The organism is Ferrovibrio sp. GW821-FHT12F09, from assembly GCF_058806775.1.
In genome coordinates this window covers 1,656,620-1,679,996 of the sequence record NZ_JBXAPZ010000001.1, presented here as the reverse complement: position 1 = coordinate 1,679,996, position 23,377 = coordinate 1,656,620, and the positions used below count along the sequence as shown (strand labels likewise).

The 23,377-nt window shown below is 63.5% G+C and carries 24 protein-coding genes; 10 read left to right on the top strand and 14 right to left on the bottom strand.

Annotated elements, in window-relative coordinates:
* The first annotated feature begins 11 nt into the window (after positions 1–11).
* Entirely contained in the window at positions 12–449 is a 438-nt protein-coding gene (locus AC1ROB_RS08345) for an Hpt domain-containing protein (RefSeq protein ID WP_492971659.1), read from the top strand.
* Here AC1ROB_RS08345 and AC1ROB_RS08340 read toward each other — a convergent pair.
* The gene (locus AC1ROB_RS08340) at positions 446–961 is read right to left on the bottom strand and encodes a response regulator transcription factor (RefSeq protein ID WP_492971660.1); all 516 of its coding nucleotides are present in this window, start codon (positions 959–961) and stop codon (positions 446–448) included. The genes AC1ROB_RS08345 and AC1ROB_RS08340 overlap by 4 nt on opposite strands.
* Positions 962–1,075: 114 nt before the next feature.
* Here AC1ROB_RS08340 and AC1ROB_RS08335 point away from each other — a divergent pair, with 114 nt between their 5' ends.
* The 4 genes from AC1ROB_RS08335 (at position 1,076) to AC1ROB_RS08320 (ending at position 4,109) form a co-directional block, all read left to right on the top strand.
* Positions 1,076–1,714, top strand: coding sequence for a flavin reductase family protein (locus AC1ROB_RS08335; RefSeq protein WP_492971661.1), 639 nt, complete (start codon positions 1,076–1,078; stop codon positions 1,712–1,714).
* Between the two features lie 204 nt (positions 1,715–1,918).
* Positions 1,919–3,133 carry a 5-aminolevulinate synthase gene (gene hemA, locus AC1ROB_RS08330; RefSeq protein WP_492971662.1) on the top strand — a complete coding sequence of 405 codons (1,215 nt, stop codon included), beginning with the start codon at positions 1,919–1,921 and terminating at the stop codon, positions 3,131–3,133.
* An 89-nt stretch (positions 3,134–3,222) separates the two neighbouring features.
* A complete protein-coding gene (locus tag AC1ROB_RS08325; protein ID WP_492971663.1) occupies positions 3,223–3,714 on the top strand; it encodes a P-loop NTPase family protein in 492 nt (163 codons plus the stop codon).
* A gap of 65 nt (positions 3,715–3,779) precedes the next feature.
* A complete protein-coding gene (locus AC1ROB_RS08320) occupies positions 3,780–4,109 on the top strand; it encodes a chorismate mutase (RefSeq protein ID WP_492971664.1) in 330 nt (109 codons plus the stop codon).
* Positions 4,110–4,153: 44 nt separating this feature from the next.
* Here AC1ROB_RS08320 and AC1ROB_RS08315 read toward each other — a convergent pair whose 3' ends face one another.
* From AC1ROB_RS08315 to AC1ROB_RS08285, 7 genes are all read right to left on the bottom strand, one after another.
* Complete coding sequence (locus tag AC1ROB_RS08315) at positions 4,154–4,312, bottom strand: DUF3309 family protein (RefSeq protein ID WP_492971665.1); 159 nt, start codon at positions 4,310–4,312, stop codon at positions 4,154–4,156.
* A gap of 84 nt (positions 4,313–4,396) precedes the next feature.
* A complete protein-coding gene (locus AC1ROB_RS08310; RefSeq protein ID WP_492971666.1) occupies positions 4,397–4,600 on the bottom strand; it encodes a DUF3185 family protein in 204 nt (67 codons plus the stop codon).
* Positions 4,601–4,619: 19 nt separating this feature from the next.
* Positions 4,620–4,943, bottom strand: a complete 324-nt coding sequence (locus tag AC1ROB_RS08305) for a BON domain-containing protein (RefSeq protein ID WP_492971667.1) — start codon at positions 4,941–4,943, stop codon at positions 4,620–4,622.
* A 135-nt stretch (positions 4,944–5,078) separates the two neighbouring features.
* Complete coding sequence (locus AC1ROB_RS08300) at positions 5,079–5,345, bottom strand: YMGG-like glycine zipper-containing protein (protein ID WP_492971668.1); 267 nt, start codon at positions 5,343–5,345, stop codon at positions 5,079–5,081.
* A 180-nt stretch (positions 5,346–5,525) separates the two neighbouring features.
* Complete coding sequence (locus AC1ROB_RS08295) at positions 5,526–6,368, bottom strand: SDR family oxidoreductase (RefSeq protein WP_492971669.1); 843 nt, start codon at positions 6,366–6,368, stop codon at positions 5,526–5,528.
* 70 nt (positions 6,369–6,438) lie between these two features.
* Complete coding sequence (locus tag AC1ROB_RS08290) at positions 6,439–7,587, bottom strand: MBL fold metallo-hydrolase (protein ID WP_492971670.1); 1,149 nt, start codon at positions 7,585–7,587, stop codon at positions 6,439–6,441.
* Positions 7,588–7,692: 105 nt separating this feature from the next.
* Positions 7,693–9,483, bottom strand: a complete 1,791-nt coding sequence (locus tag AC1ROB_RS08285; RefSeq protein ID WP_492971671.1) for an acyl-CoA dehydrogenase — start codon at positions 9,481–9,483, stop codon at positions 7,693–7,695.
* 98 nt (positions 9,484–9,581) lie between these two features.
* On the opposite strand from AC1ROB_RS08285, the gene AC1ROB_RS08280 reads away from it, so the two are divergent.
* A complete protein-coding gene (locus AC1ROB_RS08280) occupies positions 9,582–10,511 on the top strand; it encodes an L-threonylcarbamoyladenylate synthase (protein WP_492971672.1) in 930 nt (309 codons plus the stop codon).
* Here the strand turns inward: AC1ROB_RS08280 and AC1ROB_RS08275 are convergent, their stop codons facing one another.
* Positions 10,512–10,898 carry a VOC family protein gene (locus tag AC1ROB_RS08275; protein ID WP_492971673.1) on the bottom strand — a complete coding sequence of 129 codons (387 nt, stop codon included), beginning with the start codon at positions 10,896–10,898 and terminating at the stop codon, positions 10,512–10,514.
* A gap of 91 nt (positions 10,899–10,989) precedes the next feature.
* Between AC1ROB_RS08275 and AC1ROB_RS08270 the strand changes: the two genes are divergently transcribed.
* Positions 10,990–12,429: an FAD-binding oxidoreductase gene (locus AC1ROB_RS08270; protein WP_492971674.1), complete on the top strand. Its 1,440-nt coding sequence runs from the start codon at positions 10,990–10,992 to the stop codon at positions 12,427–12,429.
* Here AC1ROB_RS08270 and AC1ROB_RS08265 read toward each other — a convergent pair whose 3' ends face one another.
* From AC1ROB_RS08265 to AC1ROB_RS08255, 3 genes are all read right to left on the bottom strand, one after another.
* Positions 12,430–14,283, bottom strand: coding sequence for a TRAP transporter permease (locus AC1ROB_RS08265; protein ID WP_492971675.1), 1,854 nt, complete (start codon positions 14,281–14,283; stop codon positions 12,430–12,432).
* A 109-nt stretch (positions 14,284–14,392) separates the two neighbouring features.
* Positions 14,393–15,343: a TAXI family TRAP transporter solute-binding subunit gene (locus tag AC1ROB_RS08260; protein ID WP_492971676.1), complete on the bottom strand. Its 951-nt coding sequence runs from the start codon at positions 15,341–15,343 to the stop codon at positions 14,393–14,395.
* Between the two features lie 69 nt (positions 15,344–15,412).
* Complete coding sequence (locus AC1ROB_RS08255; RefSeq protein WP_492971677.1) at positions 15,413–15,886, bottom strand: DUF488 domain-containing protein; 474 nt, start codon at positions 15,884–15,886, stop codon at positions 15,413–15,415.
* A 102-nt stretch (positions 15,887–15,988) separates the two neighbouring features.
* Between AC1ROB_RS08255 and AC1ROB_RS08250 the strand changes: the two genes are divergently transcribed.
* From AC1ROB_RS08250 to AC1ROB_RS08240, 3 genes are all read left to right on the top strand, one after another.
* Positions 15,989–17,113, top strand: a complete 1,125-nt coding sequence (locus AC1ROB_RS08250) for an efflux RND transporter periplasmic adaptor subunit (protein WP_492971678.1) — start codon at positions 15,989–15,991, stop codon at positions 17,111–17,113.
* A gap of 12 nt (positions 17,114–17,125) precedes the next feature.
* Positions 17,126–20,278, top strand: coding sequence for an efflux RND transporter permease subunit (locus AC1ROB_RS08245; RefSeq protein ID WP_492971679.1), 3,153 nt, complete (start codon positions 17,126–17,128; stop codon positions 20,276–20,278).
* Positions 20,279–20,361: 83 nt separating this feature from the next.
* Entirely contained in the window at positions 20,362–21,480 is a 1,119-nt protein-coding gene (locus AC1ROB_RS08240) for a DUF2855 family protein (protein WP_492971680.1), read from the top strand.
* A gap of 89 nt (positions 21,481–21,569) precedes the next feature.
* Here the strand turns inward: AC1ROB_RS08240 and hemW are convergent, their stop codons facing one another.
* Entirely contained in the window at positions 21,570–22,781 is a 1,212-nt protein-coding gene (gene hemW / locus AC1ROB_RS08235) for a radical SAM family heme chaperone HemW (protein ID WP_492971681.1), read from the bottom strand.
* Complete coding sequence (rdgB, locus tag AC1ROB_RS08230) at positions 22,765–23,376, bottom strand: RdgB/HAM1 family non-canonical purine NTP pyrophosphatase (protein ID WP_492971682.1); 612 nt, start codon at positions 23,374–23,376, stop codon at positions 22,765–22,767. Before rdgB ends, hemW begins: the two co-directional genes overlap by 17 nt.
* Between the last annotated feature and the right edge of the window lies 1 nt (position 23,377).

Sequence of the window (23,377 nt, the reverse complement as noted above, 5' to 3'; positions counted from 1 at the left end):
ACCGGCACGCCATGGTCCCGATTTCCAAAAAAGATCAGTCAAATCAAGCCTTTGATACTGCAGTTGCCAGCGCCCAGGCGGCCGTTGCCGGGCTGTCGGACCAGTATATCGGCTGGGTTAACGACGATCTGAAGCGCCTGGACAATGCCATTGCCGGGGTAACCGATGGCAGCAATGCTCAGGCTTTGCGCGATGTCTACGGGGTCGCCCATGACATCAAGGGCCAGGGCAGCACATTCGGCTATCAACTGGTGACCGATATCGGACAGTTGCTGTGTCGCTATGCCGAGACCGCCATCGAACAGGGCAAGGTTGATCGCGACGTGATCGACGCCCATGTCGCTGCCCTGCGCACGGTGGTCGATAACCGCATCCAGGGCCCTGCTGGCGAACTGGGCGCCGAGATCATCGAGGCGCTGAAAGGCGCCGCCCAGAAAAGCTTCGCTTAAGGCTTTGCCCTGTCTTCGGCGCGCCTGAACGGCCCGGCATAATCCGCGCGCACGGTACGTCGCCGATCCGGCCCGAAATAATCCGAGCTGCGAACGAACTTCCGGGGCCGCTCGACAATTTCCCGCAGGCGCGTGCCCACGGTTTTCGGGGTCAGCGGCGGCACCAGGATTTCATGGGCCCCAGCCTGCAACGCTTGCCGAATCCGCTCCCGCGTAATGGTCTGCGTCACGATGATCGCCGGCAGAAACGGGGTCGGCGACTCCGGATCGCGTCGCAGTCTGTTCACCAGCGCCAGGCCATCCTCCCCGGGCAATTCCCAACGCGCGATCAGGATGTCGAACGCGGCATCCGACGCCGCGCCACCGCACAACAGGGTCCATGCCGGAGTTGCGCCAGGCACAAAGCGAGCCTTACGGATTCGCAGGTCGGTCAGCAACCGGCGCCAGGTGGTGGCGATGGTTTCGTCTGGCTCGATAATCAGCAAAGCCAGGCGACTCAAATCGTAGGGCATGCAGGCCAGCCATACCTATATAGGTTCGCATCTCTCCGCCGATTGCCGGCGGCAGCGGTTTGAACCACTCTATAGCGCAACCTGACCAGACTGCCACAGGGCAGCGGAGCGGAAATGTCGAACACACTGACCACCCTTCCCGAGATGCACTTCTACGATCCGGCAAAAGGCCATGGCCTGGCCCACGACCCCTTCAAGGCCATCGTTGGCCCGCGCCCGATCGGCTGGATTTCTTCACGCGATGCCCAGGGCCGCGTCAATCTCGCGCCCTACAGCTACTTCAATGCCTTTCACGACAAGCCACCGATTGTCGCCTTTGGCAGCACCGGCTGGAAAGACAGCATCCGCAACATCCAGGACACCGGCGAATTCGTCGCCAATCTGGCAACCCGGCCGCTGGCGGACGCCATGAACAAGACTTCGGCCAGCGTCGAGTCCGATGTGGATGAGTTCGCACTGTCCGGCCTGACGCCGGCGCCATGCCACAAGGTCTCCGTACCGCGGGTCGCCGAGAGCCCGACGGCGCTGGAATGCAAACTGCTGCAGGTGATCCGCCAGCACGATCTGGACGGTAATCCGCTGGACGCCTGGATGGCTCTGGGCCAGGTGGTGGGCGTGCATATCAACAAGGCCTTCATCAAGGATGGCCTGTTCGATGCCGCCGCAGCGCGGCCGATCATGCGCTCGGGCTATCTGGCCGACTACTTCGAGGCCACGCCGGAAACCAAATTCCGGATGGTGCGACCGAAATAGACGCCTGCAATCAGGCCGATGCTACCGCATCGCAACAACACAGCAGGCACCATCAACTGGGCGTGAGAGCGGGTCCCTGCGACCCCTCGTCGCGCCCGCAGCGGTCCGGTCCCACTAGCCAGCCGGTCGGGCCGGAGGCTAATATCCGGCACCAGCTAACGATTTGCCGGCCCACAATGCCGGCGCGACCAGGCATCAAGCCCCATGGATTACGAAGCCCTCTTCGGCCAGGCGGTCGAGACATTGCGCGCTGAAAAGCGCTATCGGGTGTTTACCGAACTGGCCCGCAACTGCGGCAGCTTCCCTGTGGCCGACAACCACAGCGGTGTCGGCCCGGCCAAGATCACCATGTGGTGCTCGAACGATTACCTTGCCATGGGCCAGAATCCCGTGGTGATCGAAGCGATGCAGAAGGCGGCCGCCGAATTCGGCGCCGGCGCCGGTGGCACCCGCAACATTTCAGGCAACAGCCACGCGATCGTCGAACTCGAAGCCGAGTTGGCAGACCTGCATGGCAAGCAGGCCGCACTTGCCTTTATGTCGGGCTATATCGCCAACCAGACCTCGCTGGCCACGCTGGCGAAGCTGATGCCCGGCTGCGTCATCCTCTCGGATGCCGACAACCACAATTCAATGATCGAAGGCATTCGTCATTCCGGCTCCGAAAAACTGATCTGGCGCCATAACGATGTTGCCCATCTGGAAGACCTGCTGCAGAAACTGCCGGCCGACCGACCGAAGCTGATCGCTTTCGAAAGCGTCTACTCCATGGATGGCGATATCGCCCCCATCCATGCCATCTGCGACCTGGCCGACAGATACGGCGCGATGACATACCTCGATGAGGTGCATGCCGTAGGCCTCTATGGCAATCGCGGCGGCGGCATAGCCGATCGCGATGACGCCATGCATCGCCTGCACATCATCCAGGGCACGCTGGGCAAGGCCTTCGGTGTCGTTGGCGGCTATATTGCCGGCAGCAAGACCATGATCGACGCCGTACGGTCCTATGCGCCGGGCTTCATCTTCTCGACGGCCATGCCGCCGGCGATCGCCGCCGCCGCCGCCGCCAGCGTACGCTACCTGAAACGCAGCCAGGTCGAGCGGGCCCGCCATCAGGAGCGCGCCGCCACCCTGCGGCGGATGCTGGTCAATGCCGGCCTGCCGGTGCTGGTCAACCAGAGCCATATCGTGCCGGTGATGGTGGGCGATGCCGCGCTCTGTAAGGCGGCGTCCGACATGCTGCTGGCCGATCACGGTATTTATATCCAGCCGATCAACTACCCGACCGTGCCGCGCGGCACCGAGCGGCTGCGCATCACGCCCACCCCGGTTCATACCGATGCCATGATGCAGGCCCTCACCATGGCCCTGCAGAATGTCTGGCAGCGCCTCGGCCTGCGCCGCCAGGCGGCCTGACGGGCGAAGCGGCCCGGGTTCAAAGGGTTACGGGATTTCAACCTCTGCCGACACTACCCCTGTTAGTAACCCTCGGGTACGACAGGCTCATGTCACAAAAGGCCTACAATCCGATTGCCGGTTTCGGTTTTACCGATCAGCAGGTCACCATCCTGCGGACCCGTCTGGCCGTGCCGCAATTCGTCTACATTTCCGGCCCGGCGGGCGGCGGCAAGACCAAGATTGCCCTGCTGCTGGCCGTGTCCTTCTTCAAGGCCTACAACCGGCCGCACCGGCTGGACGGCCAGGACATGACCACGGCGCAGATCCTGCAGGCGGCCAAGGACCACAACACCGGGATCCTGTTCAACGACCTGGCCTCCCCGCATGACTATATGCGGGCCGGCTATTGCGTGGACTGCCGCATGATCACGCTCGGCGTCGCCTTCGACGGTCCCTCCCGCGGGGAGAGCGCCTATTCCCAGTTGCTCACCCATCTGCCCGGCATGGCGCTGCGCCAGGACGTCACGGTGATCGGCGTCGACCGCGATGAATCTGCTGCTACCCCTGACATGTACAAACTCGACTTCTTCACCACCTGAAAGCCGGCGGCTTGACCGGGCGCTCGCGCTCCGCATGATGGTGGTCCGTCAGCCACACCATCGCCATGACCGAAAACACGCCCTCCGATCCCGTGCATCCCGAATTGCAACGCCTGCGCAACAGCATCGACAACATCGATGCTGCGCTGATCCACCTCCTGGCCGAACGTTTCGCCTGCACCCAGCAGGTCGGGCAACTGAAGGCCCGCGAGAAGCTACCGCCGGCCGACCCCGCCCGCGAAACCCGGCAGATCGCCCGGCTGCGCCAGTTGGCCGAGAATGCCCGGCTCGACCCCGACTTCGCCGAGAAATTTCTAGCCTTCATCGTCAGGGAAGTGATCCGGCATCACGAAGCGATCGCACAGGAAAGCCGGACAAAAGAAAACGGCGCGTAGCCATCGCCACGCGCCGTCATTTCTGTCACGGACTGCCCGATGCGCTAGATGCGCCCCATCAGCAGCAACACAATCACGATGATCAGCACCAGGCCGATACCGCCACTGGGGTAATAGCCCCAGCTGCTGCTGTGCGGCCAGCTCGGCACCGCGCCGATAAGAAGGATGATCAGGATAATAAGCAGGATTGTGCCGATACTCATGGCGCCGCCTCCAAAATGTTTAAAGTAGGATTGACTGAAAAAGAAACGCCGGACGGATGCTTCCGTCCGGCGTTGTTTTTATTCTCAGGCCTTGCGGCCGAGGAGCAGGAGCACCGCGCCGCCACAAGCGACAGCAGCGCCCCCCACCAGGTACCACATCGTTCGGTCGCTGTAGCGGCCGGTGAAGGTCTCACTCAGTTGCTCCATCGGGGCATCGGACGCATTCATTCCGAAACCCAGCAGGATCAGGCCGGCGACCAGAGCCACCGCGCCAAGGACGCGTCCCATCGGCATGACGGCGCGCTCCTTACTTCACAACCAGATCGTTTTTCACGCCGCGCACGCCCTGCACGTTGCGGGCAATCTGCTCGGCGCGGGTCTTGGAGGCCGAGGTGTCGACGAAGCCGCTCAGCTGCACGGTGTCCTTAAAGGTCTCGACGCTGATCTGCGAAGCCTTGGTCACCGGGTCCTTGATAAGCTCAGCCTTCACCTTGGTGGTGATCGCAGCCGAATCGACATATTCCCCGGTCGATTCCTGCTTGGGAGTCGAGGAACAGGCGGAAACGGCGACGGCGCCGCCCAACATGATGACGACGGCGAGACTGCGGGAGAAATCTGAAATCTTCAGCATGGTGTCTTCCTTTGCTCCAATAGTGGTGCGGTTAGAAATTCGTCGTCTTAAATAGAAAGTGTGACTTTCCGCCTGATAGCATCGCATTGCCATCAGGCGGATGTTGATGCCGAGAGGCAATGATGGTTCGACCCATCACTTCCAAGCGGGCTTGCCGAGATTGATCTGATCGTCATCGGTCAGCGCGCCTGTCGCTGCGCCGGCCGCGCCGCCAAGCACCGCGCCGCCCAGCGTATTACCGGTTAGCGCGCCACCGACGGCACCAACACCGGCACCAATGGCGCCACCCGAAATCGCGCGATCCGTTTTCGACTGACCACAGGCACTTAAACCCGCGCCAGCCACCATCAGGGTCATTGCCGCCACAGCGGCCATAAGACGGTTTTTCGTCATGTTCGTCATAACTGCCTCCTAATCACGGCACAGCTTCGTTTGCCGAAGTCATGTCATGAGGTTGCTACAGAAACGACCCCATTCCGGAATAGTTCCGGTTGGCGCCCGATTAGGAGAATATGAGCAGCAAATGCGGCAGCCGCACGGCTGCCGGGTGCTTATCGCAGGAATCTCACAGCTTGTGAGATTTCAGACAAAGAAATCCGGGATCAGGTCGGTTTCCGCCGTGCCCGGATAACGATAGCGCGACAGGTCATTGAGGCCGGCGCTGCGCAGCACTTCATCGTCGATAAAGAAGTTGCCGGTGGTTTCCTTCGCCGGCCGCGTGAGGATCACATGGGCCGCGTCGGCCATGATCTCCACCTTACGACATTTCTTGCGGAGCTCAGGCCCGGTGATGACATTCATCGCATCGGTATCGATAGCGGTGCGCGGCCATAGTGCATTGACGCCGACACCCTTGCGACGGAACTCACCCGCCATGCCCAGCACGCACATGCTCATGCCGAACTTCGCCATCGTGTAGGCGACATGGGATTCGAACCAGCGCTGCTCCATGTTGAGCGGCGGCGACAGATTGAGGATATGCGGATTCTCGGCCTTGAGCAGGTATGGCAGGCATTTCTGGCTGCACAGATAGGTGCCGCGTGTGTTGATCTGGTGCATCAGGTCATAGCGCTTCATCGGCGTTTCCAGCGTGCCGGTCAGCGAAATGGCAGAGGCGTTGTTGATCAGGATATCGATGCCGCCGAAGGTTTCCGCCGCCTGGCTCACAGCAGCCTCGACCACGGCCTCCTCGCGCACATCCACCACCAGCGGCAGGGCCTTGCCGCCGGCTTTCTCGATGGCCTCGGCCGCCGTATAGATCGTGCCGGCCAGTTTGGGATGCGGTTCGGTGGTCTTGGCGGCGATGGCGATATTGGCCCCGTCTTTCGCCGCCCGCAGCGCAATCGCCAGGCCGATGCCGCGGCTGGCGCCGGTGATGAACAGGGTTTTGCCCTGCAGCGAACCGGTCCGGATGGTCTCGGTCATGGTCGTCCTCCCGTCGTTTTCGCCATCCTAGCGCGACGGGTGGACTTTGTGGTGCGAAAAGGAAAAGGAATTACTGCGCGGCTTCGGCGGCGCTGCCGGCGCACAGGAACTCATACTGGCCGGCGGCATTCAGACGACGCATCACCTGCCCCGTATGCATCAGGTGATGCAGATGAGCCAAGGCCTCGCCCACGGCCAGGGTCATATGGTCGGTCACGTCACGACGGAACAGCAGCGGCAGGGCATCGATCACGGTCAGCGGCCGCTGCTGCATGGCAGCCAGCAGGGCATCCAGACGCACCGCATGGTGCCGCTTCAGCATCGCGGTACGTTTGTGCAAACCGATAAACGGGTCGCCATGGGCGGGCAGCACCAGCACATCGGCCGGCAGGTGATCGAACTTGTCGAGCGAATCCAGATACTGCGTCAGCGGCCCGGCTTCGGGCTCGCCAGGATAGACCCCGATATGCGGCGAGATGCGCGGCAGCACCTGGTCGCCGGAAATCAGCAGGTTCAGGGTCGGACTGAACAGGCAGGCATGCTCGGGCGAATGGCCGCGACCGACAATCACCTGCCAGTCACGGCCGCCCATGGCGATCACATCGCCCTCGGAAATACGGTGGAAGCTGCGCGGGATCGGCGACACGGCCTTGGCGAAATTGCCGAAGCCGCGGGCCTTGAGCGCATCGAGCTGCGCGGCCGTGAAGCCGAGCCGCGTGTAGAAGGCGATCACGTCGGCGGGCACTTCAGGCGACTGCTCCAGTTCGAGCATGCGGCCGAATGTCCATTCGCCAAACGTCATCCACAGCGGCGCATCGAAGCGCTGCTGCAGCCAGCCAGCCAGGCCCAGATGGTCGGGGTGGAAATGGGTGCAGAGAATGCGGGTGATGGCCTTGCCCTTCAAATGCTGGGCGACAATGCGATCCCAGATCGTCTGCAGGCGAGACGACCGCAGGCCGGTATCGACCAGGGTCCAGCCCTCAGCCTCTTCGATCAGCCAGAGATTGATGTAGTCCAGCCCCGGAATCGGCACTGGCATGCGCAGCCACAGCACGCCCGGCCGCATCGCCATCACTTCGGCATCGCCGGGGCGGCCGGTTCCCTCCTTGGCAAAGGGATAGGTGAGACTGCCCTGATCGGATACCGCAGTGCCGTCGATATTGGGGGAGTCGCTGGGTTGGGCGGCGTCGGCCACGCGGCTGGTCCTAGTCTGGGTCATGGGCGGGTTTTGCCCCAGTTTGACGCTTACGTAAGCGTCAAACAAGCAAAGTCCAGCGCTGACGTAGCGTCAGTGCCGGTCAGCCCGTAACGAAAACCCCGGATTTTACGCTCGCAGCAGCTCGGGCGTCACCTCGGCCAGCGCCTCGCTGCCCTCGGTCGCGGCCCGGCACAGGCCATCCACGCTGCTCAGCACCTGCTCGGCAAAGATGCGGGCCGAGACGATCTTGGCGGTGAAATAGGGATCGCTGCTGCCCTGCAGGATCTCGGCTTTCGCCGCCAGCGCCTGACGCGCCAGCAGCCAGCCGCCCACCGTGACAGCAAAACCGCGCAGATAGGGCGTGGCCCCGGCCAGCGCCGCCTCCGGATTCTTCGTCACCTGGCCACCCATCCAGACCGATGCCTGGATGAGCGACTTCAATGCGCCGTCGAGATGGCCGTGCAGGCTGCCAAGATCGCCGGCTTTCGCCAGGTCGGCCACCGTGCCGCCGATCTGGGCGAACAGCACCTTCACTGTCTCGCCGCCATTCAGCGGCAGTTTGCGCATCACCAGGTCGATGGCCTGGATGCCGTTGGTGCCCTCGTAGATCGGCAGGATGCGGGCATCGCGGTAATGCTGGGCCGCACCCGTTTCCTCGATGAAGCCCATGCCGCCATGCAGCTGCAGGCCCATGGATGCAACTTCGCAGCCGATATCGGTGGCCCAGGATTTCGACAGCGGCGTGAACAGCTCGACCATCGCCTTCCAGTTTTTCCGCTCGGCTTCATCGGGATGATGATGCGCACGGTCGATAGCGGCGGCGTTCAGGTAGATCAGGCCGCGGCAGGCCTCGGTCAGGCTGCGCATCAGCATCAGCGTGCGGCGTACGTCGGCATGCTCGATGATCGCCACATGCTGCTCGGCATTCATGCCGGGATGACGGCCCTGCTTGCGTTGCTCGGCGTAATCCAGCGCCTGCTGGTAGGCGCGCTCGGCGATCGCCAGGCCCTGGCAGCCCACCGAGAGGCGCGCATTGTTCATCATGGTGAACATGCAGCGCATGCCCTGGTTCTCGGCGCCCAGCAGCCAGCCGATGCAGTCATCGTTGTCGCCATAACTCATGACGCAGGTCGGGCTGGCATGGATGCCGAGCTTGTGCTCCAGCGACACCACGCGCGCATCGTTGCGCTTGCCGGGCTTGCCCTGGGCGTCGGGAATGAATTTCGGCACGATGAACAGCGAGATGCCCTTGGTGCCGGCCGGTGCATCCGGCAGGCGCGCCAGCACCAGGTGCACGATATTGTCGGCCATATCGTGTTCGCCATAGGTGATGAAGATTTTCATTCCCTTGATCTTGTAGGTACCATCGCCTACCGGCACGGCCTTGGATTTCAGCGCGCCGACATCCGAACCGGCCTGCGGCTCGGTCAGGTTCATCGAGCCGGTCCATTCGCCCGACACCATCTTGGGCAGGTACATCGCCTTTTGATCGTCGGTGCCATGCGCAATGATCGCGTCGATGGCCCCCTGGGTCAGCAAGGGGCAAAGCGAGAAGGACAGGTTGGCCGCCTGCACCATCTCCTGTGCCGCCATGGTGACAGCCCACGGCATGGCGCCACCGCCAAGATCTTCCGCGAATGGCATACCGTTCCAGCCGCCATCGACGAATTTCTTGTAGGCATCGGCAAAACCCGGCGCCGTGCGCACCACGCCGTTGTCGACCTTGGCGCCATGCTGGTCGCCGCCGCGGTTGAGCGGCGACAGCACGCCGGCCGCGAATTTCGCCGCCTCTTCCAGCACGGCAGCCACCGTGTCGCCATCGGCATTCTCCAGACCGGGCAACTGGCCGAGTTCAGCCAGGCCGGCGATCTGGTCCAGCGTGAAGCGCATGTCCTTGAGGGGGGCGGCGTAATCCATCTTGGGTCTCCCTTGACCGCAATCTTGGTGTTGCGGCAGGCATAATATGGTCCGGGATGCCTAGCAAGGCCAAGCCCTGCCCGCCTAAACTGCGCCCCATGGTTGACGTAACGATTTCAGAGGCCGCCGCGCGGCTGCTGGCCGGCGATGTGGTCGCCTTTCCCACCGAGACGGTCTATGGCCTGGGCGGCGACGCCACGGACGCCGTGGCCGTGGCGAAAATCTTCGCCGCCAAGGGCCGGCCGGATTTCAATCCGCTGATCAGCCATGTGGCCGATATCGCCCAGCTCGACGATCTGGTGCTGCTGGACAGCCGCGCCCGTCTGCTGGCGGAGCGCTTCTGGCCCGGCGCCCTCACCCTGGTGCTGCCACGCAAACCCGGCTGCCCGGTGACGGACGCCGTTTCTGCCGGTCTGCCCTCGCTGGCCTTGCGGGTACCGGCCCACCCGCTGGCGCGCGACCTGCTGGCCCGCGTCGCCCGCCCGGTCGCCGCCCCCTCGGCCAACCGCTCCGGCCATGTCTCGCCCACCATGGCACAGCATGTGCGCGACAGCCTGGGGCCGGAGATCGCCGTGCTGGATGGCGGCGCCTGCCCGGTCGGACTGGAATCCACCGTGATCGGCCTCACCGGGTCGCAGGCATTGCTGTTGCGGCCGGGCGGCATTGCGGCCGAAGCCATAGAGGCTATGCTGGGCGAGCCGCTCGGCCGGCCGGTGGATGCAAAAATCCAGGCGCCGGGCATGCTGCTGAAGCATTATGCGCCGCGCCTGCCGGTACGTCTCAATGCCGCCGCAGCGCAGGGCAGGGAAGGTCTGCTCAGTTTCGGCAAGCCGCCGGCCGGCTATGCCACCGTTTTTTCCTTGAGCGACACCGGCGATCTGGCCCAGGCGGCCGCCCGCCTCTATGCGGGGTTGCATGCACTGGATCACGTCGCAGGGCTGGACGGCATCGCGGTAATGCCGATTCCGCAACAAGGCCTTGGTCTGGCAATCAATGATCGCCTCGTCCGCGCGGCGCGCGGTCGCTAGTCATACCGGACGATAGCCCTTCGGCGCTTCTTGCATCAACGCCAGGCTGTTGCCGTCGGGATCGTCGAAAAATGCCATCCACAAATCATGGTCAGGCATCTCGGCCACCAGATGCGCAGCCTGCGTGAAGACCACGCCACGCCCCTGCAGTTCCGGTATGGCGAGCGCAAGGTCGGCGCAACGGAAATAAATCGTGGCACCCGCCGTCTTCACGGCACCCTGCGCCTTCTCGATCAGCAGGCGCACGCCGGCGCAATCGAAGAACAGCAGATCGCCGAACCGGAACAGTTTCCGGAACCCCAGTTTCACGCCGTAAAAATCTTCCGCCCGGTCGACATCGCCGGCTGAAATTGCAATCTGGCCGATCCGGCCAATATCCACCGTCATTCGCCCCTCCTGCCCGTATTGCCATGCGAGAATAGCATCTCCCGCTGGCCGGAATATTGCGATCTTCTGTCATTGCGCTAGGGTTGCGGCCATGAACGCACCGATTGTCACGCCGCTGCCATCCGCCCTGCTCGACCGCTTCAAGGCTCTTGTCGGCCCCAAGGGCTGGGTCACGGATCCCGATGTGCTGGCCCCGCATCTGCGCGAGCAGCGCGATCTCTATGTCGGCAATTCGCCGATGCTGCTGCGCCCCGCCAATACCGAAGAAGTGTCCGCCATCATCAGACTGGCCCGCGAGACCGGGACCAAGCTGGTGCCACAGGGCGGCAATACCGGTCTGGTCGGCGGCAACATTCCGTTCATGAGCAACGACGAGATCATCCTGTCGCTGCAGCGCATGAACAAGATCATCGCCATCGACCCGCTGAACGACACCATCACGGTGGAAGCCGGCTGCATCCTGCAGCAGGTGCAGCAGGCCGCCCGCGAGGCCGACCGCCTGTTCCCGCTCTCGATCGGTTCGGAAGGCAGCTGCACCATCGGCGGCAACCTTTCCACCAATGCCGGCGGCAATGCCGTGCTGCGCTACGGCAACACGCGCGAACTGGCGCTCGGCCTGGAGGTCGTTCTGGCCGATGGCCAGATCTGGAACGGCCTGCGCGGCCTGCGCAAGGACAATACCGGTTACGACCTGAAGGACCTGTTCATCGGCGGCGAAGGGACACTGGGCATCATCACAGCCGCCGTGCTGAAGCTGCACCCGCTGCCCAAGGCGATGGCCACGGCCTTTACGGCAATTCCGAGCCCGGCGGCGGCCATCGAACTGCTGGCGCTGTCGAAAGCCGCCACCGGCGGCCAGGTAACGGGCTTCGAACTGATCTCGCGCCTGTCACTGGATTTTGCGCTCAAGCACAATCCCGGCACCGTCGATCCCGTGTCCGAGCGGCATCCCTGGTATGTGCTGATGGAATTCTCGTCCGGCCGCGATGACGGCAATATTGGCGAGACCATGGAAGCCCTGCTGGCTGAAGGCTTCGAGAAAGGCCTGGTTCTGGATGCCGCGATTGCGCAATCCGACAGCCAGCGGGCTGCCTTCTGGAAAATCCGCGAACTGCTGTCGAGTTCGCAGAAGCCCGAAGGTGGTTCGATCAAATGCGACATCTCGGTGCCGGTTTCGAAAATGCCGGACTTCATCGCACAGGCATCAAAGGCGGTGGAAGCCTATCTGCCGGGTATCCGCGTCGTCGCCTTCGGCCACATCGGCGATGGCAATGTGCATTTCAATGCCTCGCAGCCTGTTGGCTGGGACCGGCTCGAATACCTGAAGCATTGGGATGCCGTACACACCATCGTGCATGACATCGTCCAAAGCATGCAGGGCTCGATCTCGGCCGAACATGGCGTCGGCCGCATGAAGATCGACGAAATCGTGCATTACAAGTCGCCGGTCGAGATCGAGATGATGCGCAGGATCAAACGCGCCTTCGACCCCGACAACATCCTGAATCCCGGCAAAGTGGTCTGGCCGTAATCATTTGGCCAGCACCACCTGGTTGGGCAGCAGCTTCTGCCCAACCAGCAGGGCAGCTAGTAACGTCACGCCAACCGCATCGCCCATCCAGCCCGGCACCAAAGTCATCGCCAGCGCACCGGCAATCATCATGACGCGCTCATAGCTGCGCAGATGCGTGCGGAAATAGCCGTGCAGGCCGGCCGCCAGCATGGCAATGCCGATGCAGGCCGAAATCGTGGCATGGATGATCTCGGGCCAGTCGCCGATCATCAGCAGCGCCGGCTGGAACACGAACATGAAGGGTACGATGAAACCGGCGGCACCGATCTTCACCGCCGCCCAGCCGGCTTTCCATAGATCCGCTTTCGCCAGGCTGGCCGCTGCATAGACCGCCAGCGCCACCGGCGGTGTGATGGCCGACAGGATCGCGAAATAGAAGGCGAACATATGTGCCGCCGGCTCGATGACACCCAGCTTCATGATCGCCGGCACCATTAGCGACACCATGACGATATAGGCCGGTGTGGTCGGCATGCCCATGCCGAGGATGATGCCGGCTACCGCGGTCAAGACCAGCGCCAGAAGCAGGCTGTTCTGCGACAGGCCGATCAGCCAGTTGGTGAAGCTGATACCCAACCCGGTCAGCGTGATCGAGCCGATCACCAGGCCAGCACAGGCGCAGGCCATCGCCACTGCCAGCGTGTTGCGGGCCCCGTCTTCCAGGGCCTCGGGGATCAGGCTCCACCGTAATTCCTGGCGCGTGGCGGCCCGCAGCAGGGCTACCGGGAAACAGGCCAGCGTGCCAGCCAGCGCGCACATCGGCGCCGAATAGCCGGCAATCATACCGCCAAGGATGATGGCGACCGGGATGAACAGATGGCCGCGTTCACGCAACACGGCCAGCAGGCGCGGCACTTCATGGGACGGCAGGCCGAGCAGGCCCTGGCGCTTGGCTTCGAAATGCACGGCCCCGAAGCAGGCGACGTAATAGAGGATACTGGGAATCAGGGCCCAGACCGTGACCTGGAAATAGCTGACCGCCAGGAACTCGGCCATCACGAAAGCGGCAGCACCCATGATCGGCGGCATGATCTGGCCGCCGGTGGAAGCCACTGCTTCGACGCCGGCCGCAAAATGCTTGGTAAAACCGGAACGCTTCATCAATGGAATGGTGATTGGCCCGTCGACCATCACATTGGCCACCGCCGAACCCGAGATCGTGCCGAACAGCGAGGATGAAACCACCGACACTTTGCCGGGGCCGCCGGCCTGCCGGCCGGTCAGCGCCAGCGCAAAATCCATGAACAGCTTCCCGGTGCCGGTGCGCTCCATCACGCTGCCGAATACCACGAAGATGGTCACATAGGATGCCGAAACCGCCAGCGTGGAACCGAAGATGCCTTCGGTGGTCATGTAAAGCTGGTCCAACAGCGTCAGTGGATCGACCCGGGTGACGAACAGCGCGTGCCCCATGAAGATCAGCGCCGTGATCGGCAGCGCCCAGCCAATCACGCGGCGCGTGGCATCCAGCACCACGAGCACTAGGCTGAGACCGGCGAGAATATCCAGCGGCTTGAGATCGTCGATATAGATAATGCGGTTGATGAAGTAGTCGTAATCGAGGAACAGGTGACCCAGGCCCAGCGCCGCGCCGGCAAACAACAAAGCATCGAGCCAGACAAAACGGCGGCGCCCGTCATTACCTGCAGCAAAGGGATACAGCAGGTAAATCAGCGCCAGGGCGAAGGCCAGGTGGGTGCCACGGAAGATCAGCGCCTGCGGCGGCCCCATGGCGATGACCCACATATGGTACAACGCCATCGTCACGCCGATGGGCGCCACAATCCGCCCGATCAGGGTCCTGCCTTCCATGATAACGCTCCCCCAAAATCTTAAAAAAGTACCGGCGCCGCCCGTTTCTCCGACGGGACAACGCCGGTCAGTCGCCTCAACTGATCACGGTTACTCTCCTTTGGAGCGCTTACTTCAGCGCGCCGACTTCGCGGTAATACTTCGCCGCACCCGGATGGAAGGGCACGCCGATATCCTCGGCCATGTCCTTCACCGTCATGCGTGACATCGCCTTGTTCACCGCCACCATGTCGCCCATCTGCGTCGCCATCGCCTTGGTCACGGCATAGACCTTGTCCTCGGGCAGCTTACACGAGGCGATGAAATGTGCCGAATAGGCAATCGCCGGTACATCCTTGTCCTGCTTGGGGTACGTGTTGGCGGGAATCGTACCCTTCACATAGCCGGCATTGATCTTCTTCATCGCCGCCACTTCCGCATCCGTCACCGGCACCATCTTGATGCCGCGCGACGAGGCCAGATCCATCACCGACGAGGCGGGGATCGTGGTGCCCAGCGTAAAGACCTGGGCATGGCCGTCCTGCAGCAGGGCCGCCGCATCGTTATACGAGGCCATGAAGTTGACCTTGCCCATGTCGCTGTAGGCCAGGCTGTTCGCCTTCAGGATATCGGCCGAGATGGCTTCGGCCGTATTGCCCTTGGTCTGCACGGCAATCGTCTTACCCTTCATATCGGCGACCTTGTCGACCTTGGAGTCGGCCAGTGCGACGATCTGGAAATACTGCGGATAGAGATTGGCGATCTGGCAGACATTGCTCGCCTTCTTGTCGAAGGGTGCGCGGCCCTCGATGGCATCCACCGTGGAGGTCGAGTTACCGAAGCCGAATTCGACCTTGTTTTCCTCAATGCCCTTCACATTGGCGATACCAGCACCCGGCAGGGTCTGGATCGTGCTGCCCGGTAGCGCTTTTTCGAACATTGCCTTGAAGGTGCCACCCATCGGCACCCAGACGCCGCCCTGCGGGCCAGTCATCAGCTTGTAGGTCTGGGCGTTGGCGGCGCCGGCGAAAACGGCCAAGCCGGCGACTGCGCCAGCATAAAAGATGCTGCGATACTGCATGACGTCCTCCCGTTATGTAATTTTTATGCGGGAAGTCTGCGTATGCGTTACTGCCGCGTCAAGCGAAGATCAGAACAGGCTGCCCTGTTTCGGCGGCTGTTGCAGCGCATCATGCGGCAGCAGGCTGCCGTCGCCCAGAATATGGGCGACCGTCGCGCCCTGCTGCTGCAGCGCCGGCGTCACCAGATGGGTACGATGGCACTGGCGCGGGTCGCGCTCCGCGCACATCATCGCCACCGGCTGCACACCGGCCAGTGCAAGCAGGTCGCCGATCCCGTGAGCAAAGACCGGCTCGGCCGCCCGCGGTTTCCCACCCAGCGCTGCGCCCAGCCAGCGATAGCCGATACCGGCATCGTCCAGGCTGCGCTCCAGGGCGGCGCGGTTGAACTGCGGGGCGAACCGCGAGGCCGGTGCGGAACGGATATCGGCCAGCAGGCGGATGCCATGCCGCTGCAGCAGGGCCACGAACTGCGCTGCGGTCTGGTTGGAATGGCCGATGGTGTAAACCGTGAGGGTCAGTGGGACCTCTGTGATTAATATCACAGTTACCTAAAGGTAACTATTGCAGGATTGGACGCGGTTCGTCCGTACTTATATATACGGCTCTGCCTGGCAGCACAGGGTGGCCGGGCGGGGGATTACAGCATGAAACGCGTCGTCAAGATCGGTGTCTCGATCCTGGTTCTGGCCGTGGTGGCCGGAGGCGGTCTCTATGTGCTCAAAGGCCGCCAGGCAGCCCGGGCAGTCGCCACAACCGAAACCGCGAAATTCGACGGCCTGGAATTCTCGCCGGCCGATCTGGTGCAGGCCACCCGCGCCGATCTGCGCCAGGTGGTGCGCTTCAGCGGCAGCCTGCAGCCGCTCAACCAGAGCCTCGTGCGCGCCGAAGTCGCCGCTGTCGTCAACGAGATCACCGTGCGGCGCGGCGAGCGTGTGAAGAAAGGCCAGCTGCTGGCCCGTCTCGATACCGCCGATGTCGGCGCCAAGCTGCGCGAGAAGCAGAGCAATCTCGACAGCGCCCGCTCGGCGCTCAATCTGGCCCAGATCAATCGCGAAAAGGCCGAGACCCTGCTGCAGCGCGGCGTGAAGTCGCAGACCGCGATGGACGAGGCCGAGAACGCCTGGCGCAATGCCCGCGCCAATGTCGCGGCGCTGGAGCAGCAGCTCGCCATGGCGCGCAAGGCGCTGGGCGATGCCGCCATTTACGCCCCCATCGATGGCCTGGTGGGCGACCGCCTGGTCAATCCGGGCGAGCGCGTCGCCGTGGATGCCAAGCTGTTCGCCATCGCCGATCTCGACACCATGGAAGTGGAAGCCATGGTGCCGGCGCGCGACGTGCCGCAGCTGAAGATCGGCCAGAAGGTCTCGATCCGCGTCGAGGGCTTCGGCGACCGCAGCTTCACCGGCCAGATCGACCGTATCAATCCGACAGCGCAGACCGGCTCGCGCTCGATCCCGGTCTTCATCCTGCTGGCCAATCCCGACCACGTGCTGCGCGGCGGCATGTTCGGCAGCGGCGAGGCCGTGCTGGTCGAGGCCGCGCAGACCGTGGCGATCCCGCAGGAAGCCCTGCGCCAGGATAACGGCGCGCCGGTCGTCTATGTGCTGAAGGACAACAGGCTGCAGCGCCGCGCCGTCACTGTGGCGATCAGCGGCACCGCGGAAGGCCGCATCGGCATCGCGTCGGGCCTGGAGGCCGGCGAAACCGTGGTGGCGACCCCCGGATTGCGTTTGAGCGACGGCCTCGCCGCCCGTATCGCTGGCCGGTAAGGACCCACCGCCATGTGGCTCACCCGCATCAGCGTCAACAATCCTGTTTTCGCCACCATGATGATGCTGTCCCTGCTGGTGGTGGGGCTGTTCGCCTATTTCAAGCTCAGCGTCGAGCAGTTCCCCGATGTCGAGTTTCCCATCGTGCTGGTGAATACCAGTTATCCCGGCGCCACGCCGGAAAGCGTGGAAAGCGAAGTCAGCCGCCCCATCGAGGATGCGGTCAACACCATCAGCGGCGTGCGCACCCTGACCTCGCGCTCGCTGGAGGGTCGCTCCACCGTCATTATCGAATTTGAGCTGACGGTGAATGCCGTCGCGGCGACGCAGGATGTGCGTGAGAAGATCGCCCTGGTGACGCCGAGATTCCGCGACGAAATCAAGATGCCCGAGATCTCGCGCTTCTCGCCCGATAACCAGCCGGTCGCCTCGATCACCGTCCGCAGCGAGCGCCGCGACCTGCGCGAACTGACCACGCTGGCCGATCAGGTGATCCTCAAGCGCCTGCAGACCGTGCGCGGCGTCGGTCAGGCCTATATCGTCGGCGGTCTCAAGCGCCGCATCAACATCCTGCCCAATCCGGAAAAGATGCAGGCCTATGGCGTCGGCATGGACCAGCTGGTCAATGTGCTGAAAGCCGAGAACCAGCAGATTCCGCTCGGCACGCTCACCCGGCCGCAGACCGAATTCGTCGTGCAGATCGAGGGCCGCGTCGCCGATCCGCGCCGGCTGGGCGAACTGGTGCTGGCCCGCCGCGGCAACACCTCGGTCACCGTCGGCGACATCGCGACGATCGACGATGGTTCCGAGGAAAAGGAAGCGGTCGCGCTGTTCAACGGCGACCGCCAGCTGGCGATCAGCTTCGTCAAGGTACAGGGCTCCAACACGCTGGAGGTCATCACCGGCCTGAAGCAGGCGATGAAGGAGCTGCAGCCTGACCTGCCGTCAGACGTTTCGCTGCAGTTTATGCGCGACGACAGCCGCGCCATCCTCTCTTCAGTCAATGGCGTGCAGCGCACCCTGATCGAGGGCGCCATCCTCACCGTGCTGATCGTCTTCCTGTTCCTGAATTCCTGGCGCAGCACCGTTATCACCGGCCTCACCTTGCCGATTGCCGTGATCGGCACGCTGGCCGCCGTGCACGCCGCCGGCTTCACTTTGAACAAGCTGACCCTGATGGCGCTGTCGCTGGCCATCGGCATCCTGATCGACGACGCCATCGTGGTGCGTGAAAACATCACGCGTCACGTCGCCATGGGAAAAAGCCATCGCCAGGCTGCGCTCGACGGCACCAACGAGATCGGCCTGGCGGTGCTGGCCACCACCTTCTGCATCGTCGCCGTCTTCCTGCCGGTCGCCTTCATGGACGGCATCATCGGCCGCTTCTTCCTGCAGTTCGGCATCACGGTGACGGTCGCCGTGCTGATCTCGCTGTTCGTGTCCTTCACGCTCGATCCGATGCTGTCCAGCGTCTGGCACGACCCGGACAGCCAGCCCAATGCCAAGCGCGGCCCCATCGGCCGCGCCGTCGGCCTCGTCGACAGGGGCATGGACTGGCTCGGCCGCGTCTATCGCCGGATTCTGGCCTGGAGCCTGCGCCTGCGCTGGCTGGTGCTGCTGTTGGCCGTTTTCAGCTTCATTGCCACCATCGGCATCCTGCGCACCGGCGCCATCGGCACCGAATTCCTGCCCGAGCCGGATCTTTCGGAAATCCTGGTCGAGATCACCACCCCGCCGGGCTCCGCCATCGACTATACCGAGGCCAAGATTCGTCAGGCGCAGGACGCCCTGAAGGAATTCCCCGAAGTGGATTATTCCTTCGCCTCGATCAATGCCGGCGGTTTCGCCCGGCGCAATGTCGGCACGCTCTATGTCCGCTTCGTGCCGATCAGCCAGCGCACGAAATCACCGCAGCAGATGGCGGTGCACTTCCGCGAACGCCTGACCCGCATCGCCGGCATCGACAACATCAATATCGGCCAGGCCAATCTGGGCGGCGGCCTCAACAAACCGATCATGATCGCGCTGAAGGGCCAGGATATCGCCACACTCGACCGGCTGACCCAGGAAGCCATGACGATCATGCGCACGGTCCCCGGCGTGGTCGATCTGGAATCGAGCCTGAAGGCCAACAAGCCCACGGTAGCGCTGGATGTCGACCGCCAGCTCGCCGCCGATCTCGGCGTAAGCACAACAGCGATTGCCGCCACGCTGCGTCCGCTGCTGGCCGGCGAGGAAGCCGGCACCTGGAAAGCGCCGGATTCGGAAGACTACAGCGTCTTCGTGCGCCTGCCGCGTGACGACCGCACCGGCATGCCCGACCTCGCCCGCATCTATGTCGCCTCCAGCCAGATGAATGCCGATGGCAATCCGAAGATGGTGGCGCTGTCGCAGGTGGTCCATATCCAGCCGTCCACCGGATCGACCCAGATCAACCGCCGCGACCTGGCGCGCGAAGTGCTGCTCACCGCCACCACCGATGGCCGTCCGGTCGGCGAGGTCAGCCGGCTGATCCAGGCCAAACTGGAAGAGCTGACCCTGCCACCCGGCTACCGCTTCTGGTTCGGCGGCGCCTCCAAAGACATGAAGGAATCGGCCGGCTACGCCGCCGCCGCGCTGCTGCTGGCGGTGATCCTGATCTACCTGATCCTCGCCTCGCAGTTCGCCAGCTTCCTGCAGCCTATCGCCATCATGGCCTCGCTGCCGCTGTCGTTGTTCGGTGTTGTCGTCGGCCTCTGGGCCTGGGGTTCCACCTTCAGCATGTTTGCCGTCATCGGCTTCATCATGCTGATGGGCCTGGTAACCAAGAACGCCATCCTGCTGATCGATTTCGTCAACCATGCCCGCCGTGAGGGCATGGCGCGCACGGAGGCCATCCTGGAAGCCGGCGAAATCCGCCTGCGCCCGATCATGATGACCACCCTGGCGATGATCTTCGGCATGCTGCCGCTGGCCTTTGCCGTCGGCGAAGGCGCCAAGCAGACCGCCGGCATGGCCCATGCGGTGATCGGCGGCCTGATCTCCTCCACCCTGCTCACGCTGGTGGTCACGCCGGTGATCTTCACCTATCTGGACGATCTGGGCGCCTGGGCGAGCCGCAAGCTGGGCAAACTGCCCGATGACCATGGCACCGATGACGCTGGGGCAAGGCAGCCCGCCGAATAACCGGCATCTTGTCACCATCCTGTCGCCGGCCCATATATAGACTAGAACAGAAAAGAACCGGGCCGATCAGACGGGAGGATCGCATGTCGCAGACCGCCACGCAGAAAGACAGTATTGCCGTCACCAGCGTCTTGATCGACAAAACCGACCTGACCCAGACGAAGACCGCCACCGGCACCCTGCGGCAGAGCGACCTGAAGCCGGGTGAGATTCTGCTCAAGGTCGACAGCTTCGCCTTCACCGCCAACAACATCACCTATGCCGAGCTTGGCGAGAAAATGGCCTACTGGGCCTTCTTCCCGACTGAAGACGCGCGATGGGGCATGATCCCGGTCTGGGGCTTTGCCGATGTGATCGCCTCCAATGCCGAGGGCATCGCGGTGGACGAACGCATCTATGGCTACTTCCCGATGGCCAGCCATCTGGTGCTGCAGCCCGCCAAGATCACCGACAACACCTTCCTCGACTCCAGCCCCCATCGCACCAAGCTGCCGGCGGCCTATAACCACTACATGCGGGTGACCAGCGACCCGACCTTTGCCGAGCCCTTCGATGCCTGGCAGGCCCTGCTGCGGCCCCTGTTCATCACGTCCTTCCTGATCGACGATTTCCTCGCCGATGAAGGTTTCTTCGGCGCCGAAGCAGTCGTGCTGTCCAGCGCCTCGGCGAAAACCGCCTTCGGCCTGGCGCATCAGCTGCACAAGCACAAATCCGTGCAGGTGATCGGACTGACCTCGGCCGGCAACCGGGCCTTCGTCGAAGACCTGGGCTGCTATGACACCGTCGTGACCTATGACCAGATCACCAGCCTGCCGCGTCAGAAGGCCGTCTATGTCGATTTCGCCGGCAGCGCCGACCTGCGCCGCGCCATGCATGAGCATTACGCCGACGACCTGACCTACAGCTGCGCCGTCGGCCTGTCGCATCGCGAACTGAATCCGCCCGGCGGCAAGGACCTGCCCGGCGCGCGGCCGATCTTCTTCTTCGCGCCCGACCGTATCGTCAAGCGCAACAAGGACTGGGGCCGCGGCGGCCTTGATATGAAACTGGCATCGGCCTGGACCGATTTCGTGCCGCTGCTGCAGCGCTGCCTCACCGTGCATCGCGGCAGCGGCATCAGCACGGTTGAGGCCGTCTACCGGGCAACGCTTGCTGGCCAGGTGAAGCCGAACGAAGGCCATATGCTGAGCCTGTGGGAGTAAATCGTGGATGACACGCAAGCGTGGCATGACCGACTATAAAACCCCAGCGTCATCCCACGGCACAGCCGTGGGATCCACGTCTTCATCCTTTAAGCCAACAGCTTCGCCAGCAGCCCGTCCAGCACGGCGCGGCCATCTTTGGTGGCAACGATCTTCTCCGGCGTCCGCTCCAGCAGGCCCGCCTGTTCCAGCGGCCGCGAGCGCTGCGCCGGCACTACGGTATCCAGATCGAGTCCGGTGGCAGCCCGGAAGTTCTGCGCATACACGCCTTCGGCCAGGCGCAGGCCCATCATCAGCGCTTCTTCGGCGCGCTCGGCAGCGGCCACGGTCGCCTGGCTTTCGCGGCCATGACCTGACGCTTCCACCTGCTCCAGCCAGGCTTCCGGCTTGCGCCTGGTCTGCGTCGCCGCCCAGCGCCCATCCTGCAGGATGCGGCCATGGGCGCCCGGTCCGACGCCGATATAGCTGCCACTGCGCCAGTAGACCAGGTTATGCCGGCTTTCGCCGCCCGCCATACCTTCAGACGCAGGGCGAGCATGATTGGAAATCTCGTAAGCCGGCAGGCCGGCTTGTTCCATGATCTCCTGCGTCACATCATAGAGCGCCGCCTGCGTATCGGCTTCCATCGGATGCAGCACACCGCGCGCCACCGCACCGGCAAAGCCGGTATTGGGCTCGATGGTCAGCGTGTAGAGCGAGAGATGGTCGCCGGCCAGTTTCAGCGCCTCGGTGAGTTCAGCCCGCCAGGCCGCTTCGGTCTGTTCGGGCCGGCCGTAGATCAGGTCGAAGCTGTAGCGCGGCACCGCCTTCTGCGCTGCCTCGATCGCACGGCGGGCTTCGCCGGCATCATGGGCGCGGCCGAGGAATTTCAGCGCCGCAGGCTCGAAGCTCTGCACGCCGATGGAGAGACGGTTGACGCCTGCCGCAGCAAAACCGGCAAACTTGCCGGCCTCGGCCGAATTCGGATTGGCCTCCAGCGTGATTTCGGCATCGGCCGACAGCCGCCAGCGCGCCGCGATCCGCTCCAGAATAGCCGCCGCCGTCTCCGGCGGCATCAGCGATGGTGTGCCCCCGCCGAAAAAGACCGAGGTGACCGTTTCACCGGCGCCGATGCCGGCCGCGGCATAGTGATCCAGCTCGGTCAGATAGGCGGCCTGCCAGCGCTTTGCATCCACCTGCTCGCGCACATGGCTGTTGAAGTCGCAATAGGGGCATTTCGAGACGCAGAAGGGCCAGTGCACATAGAGGCCGAAGCCACGCTGTGGGACTTTGACTGCCGATGGTTCAGCCGAAACAGGCATCGATCAGCTGCCGGAAGGCCAGCGCCCGATGGCTCATGGTCTGCTTTTCGGCATGCGGGATTTCGCCGAAGGTCTGCGTCTCGCCATCGGGCACGAACATCGGATCGTAACCGAAGCCATGGCTGCCGCGCGGCGGCCAGACCAGGCGGCCCGGCACGATGCCTTCGAAGCTTTCGCGATGGCCATCGGGCCAGGCCAGCGTCAGCACCGAGACGAAGCGCGCGGTGAAGGGCGGCTCCGCCCCCTTGTCTTGTACGGCCTGCCAGACCTTTTCCATCGCCTTGCCGAAATCCTTCGACGCCCCGGCCCAGCGCGCGGAATAGATGCCCGGCGCGCCATCCAGCGCATCGACGCTGATGCCGGAATCATCGGCCAGCGCCGGCAGATTGGCGGCCTGGACGGCCGCCAGAGCCTTCAGCTCGGCATTGGCCAGATAGGTATCTCCGGTCTCGTCCGGCTCGGGCAGTCCCAATTCGCTGGCCGAGACCGCGCGCACCCTGAAGGGCGCGATCAGTTCAGCGATCTCGCGCAGCTTGCCCTGATTGTGGGTGGCGATCACCAGCGTATCGCCGGTGAAACGGCGCGCGGTCGTCATG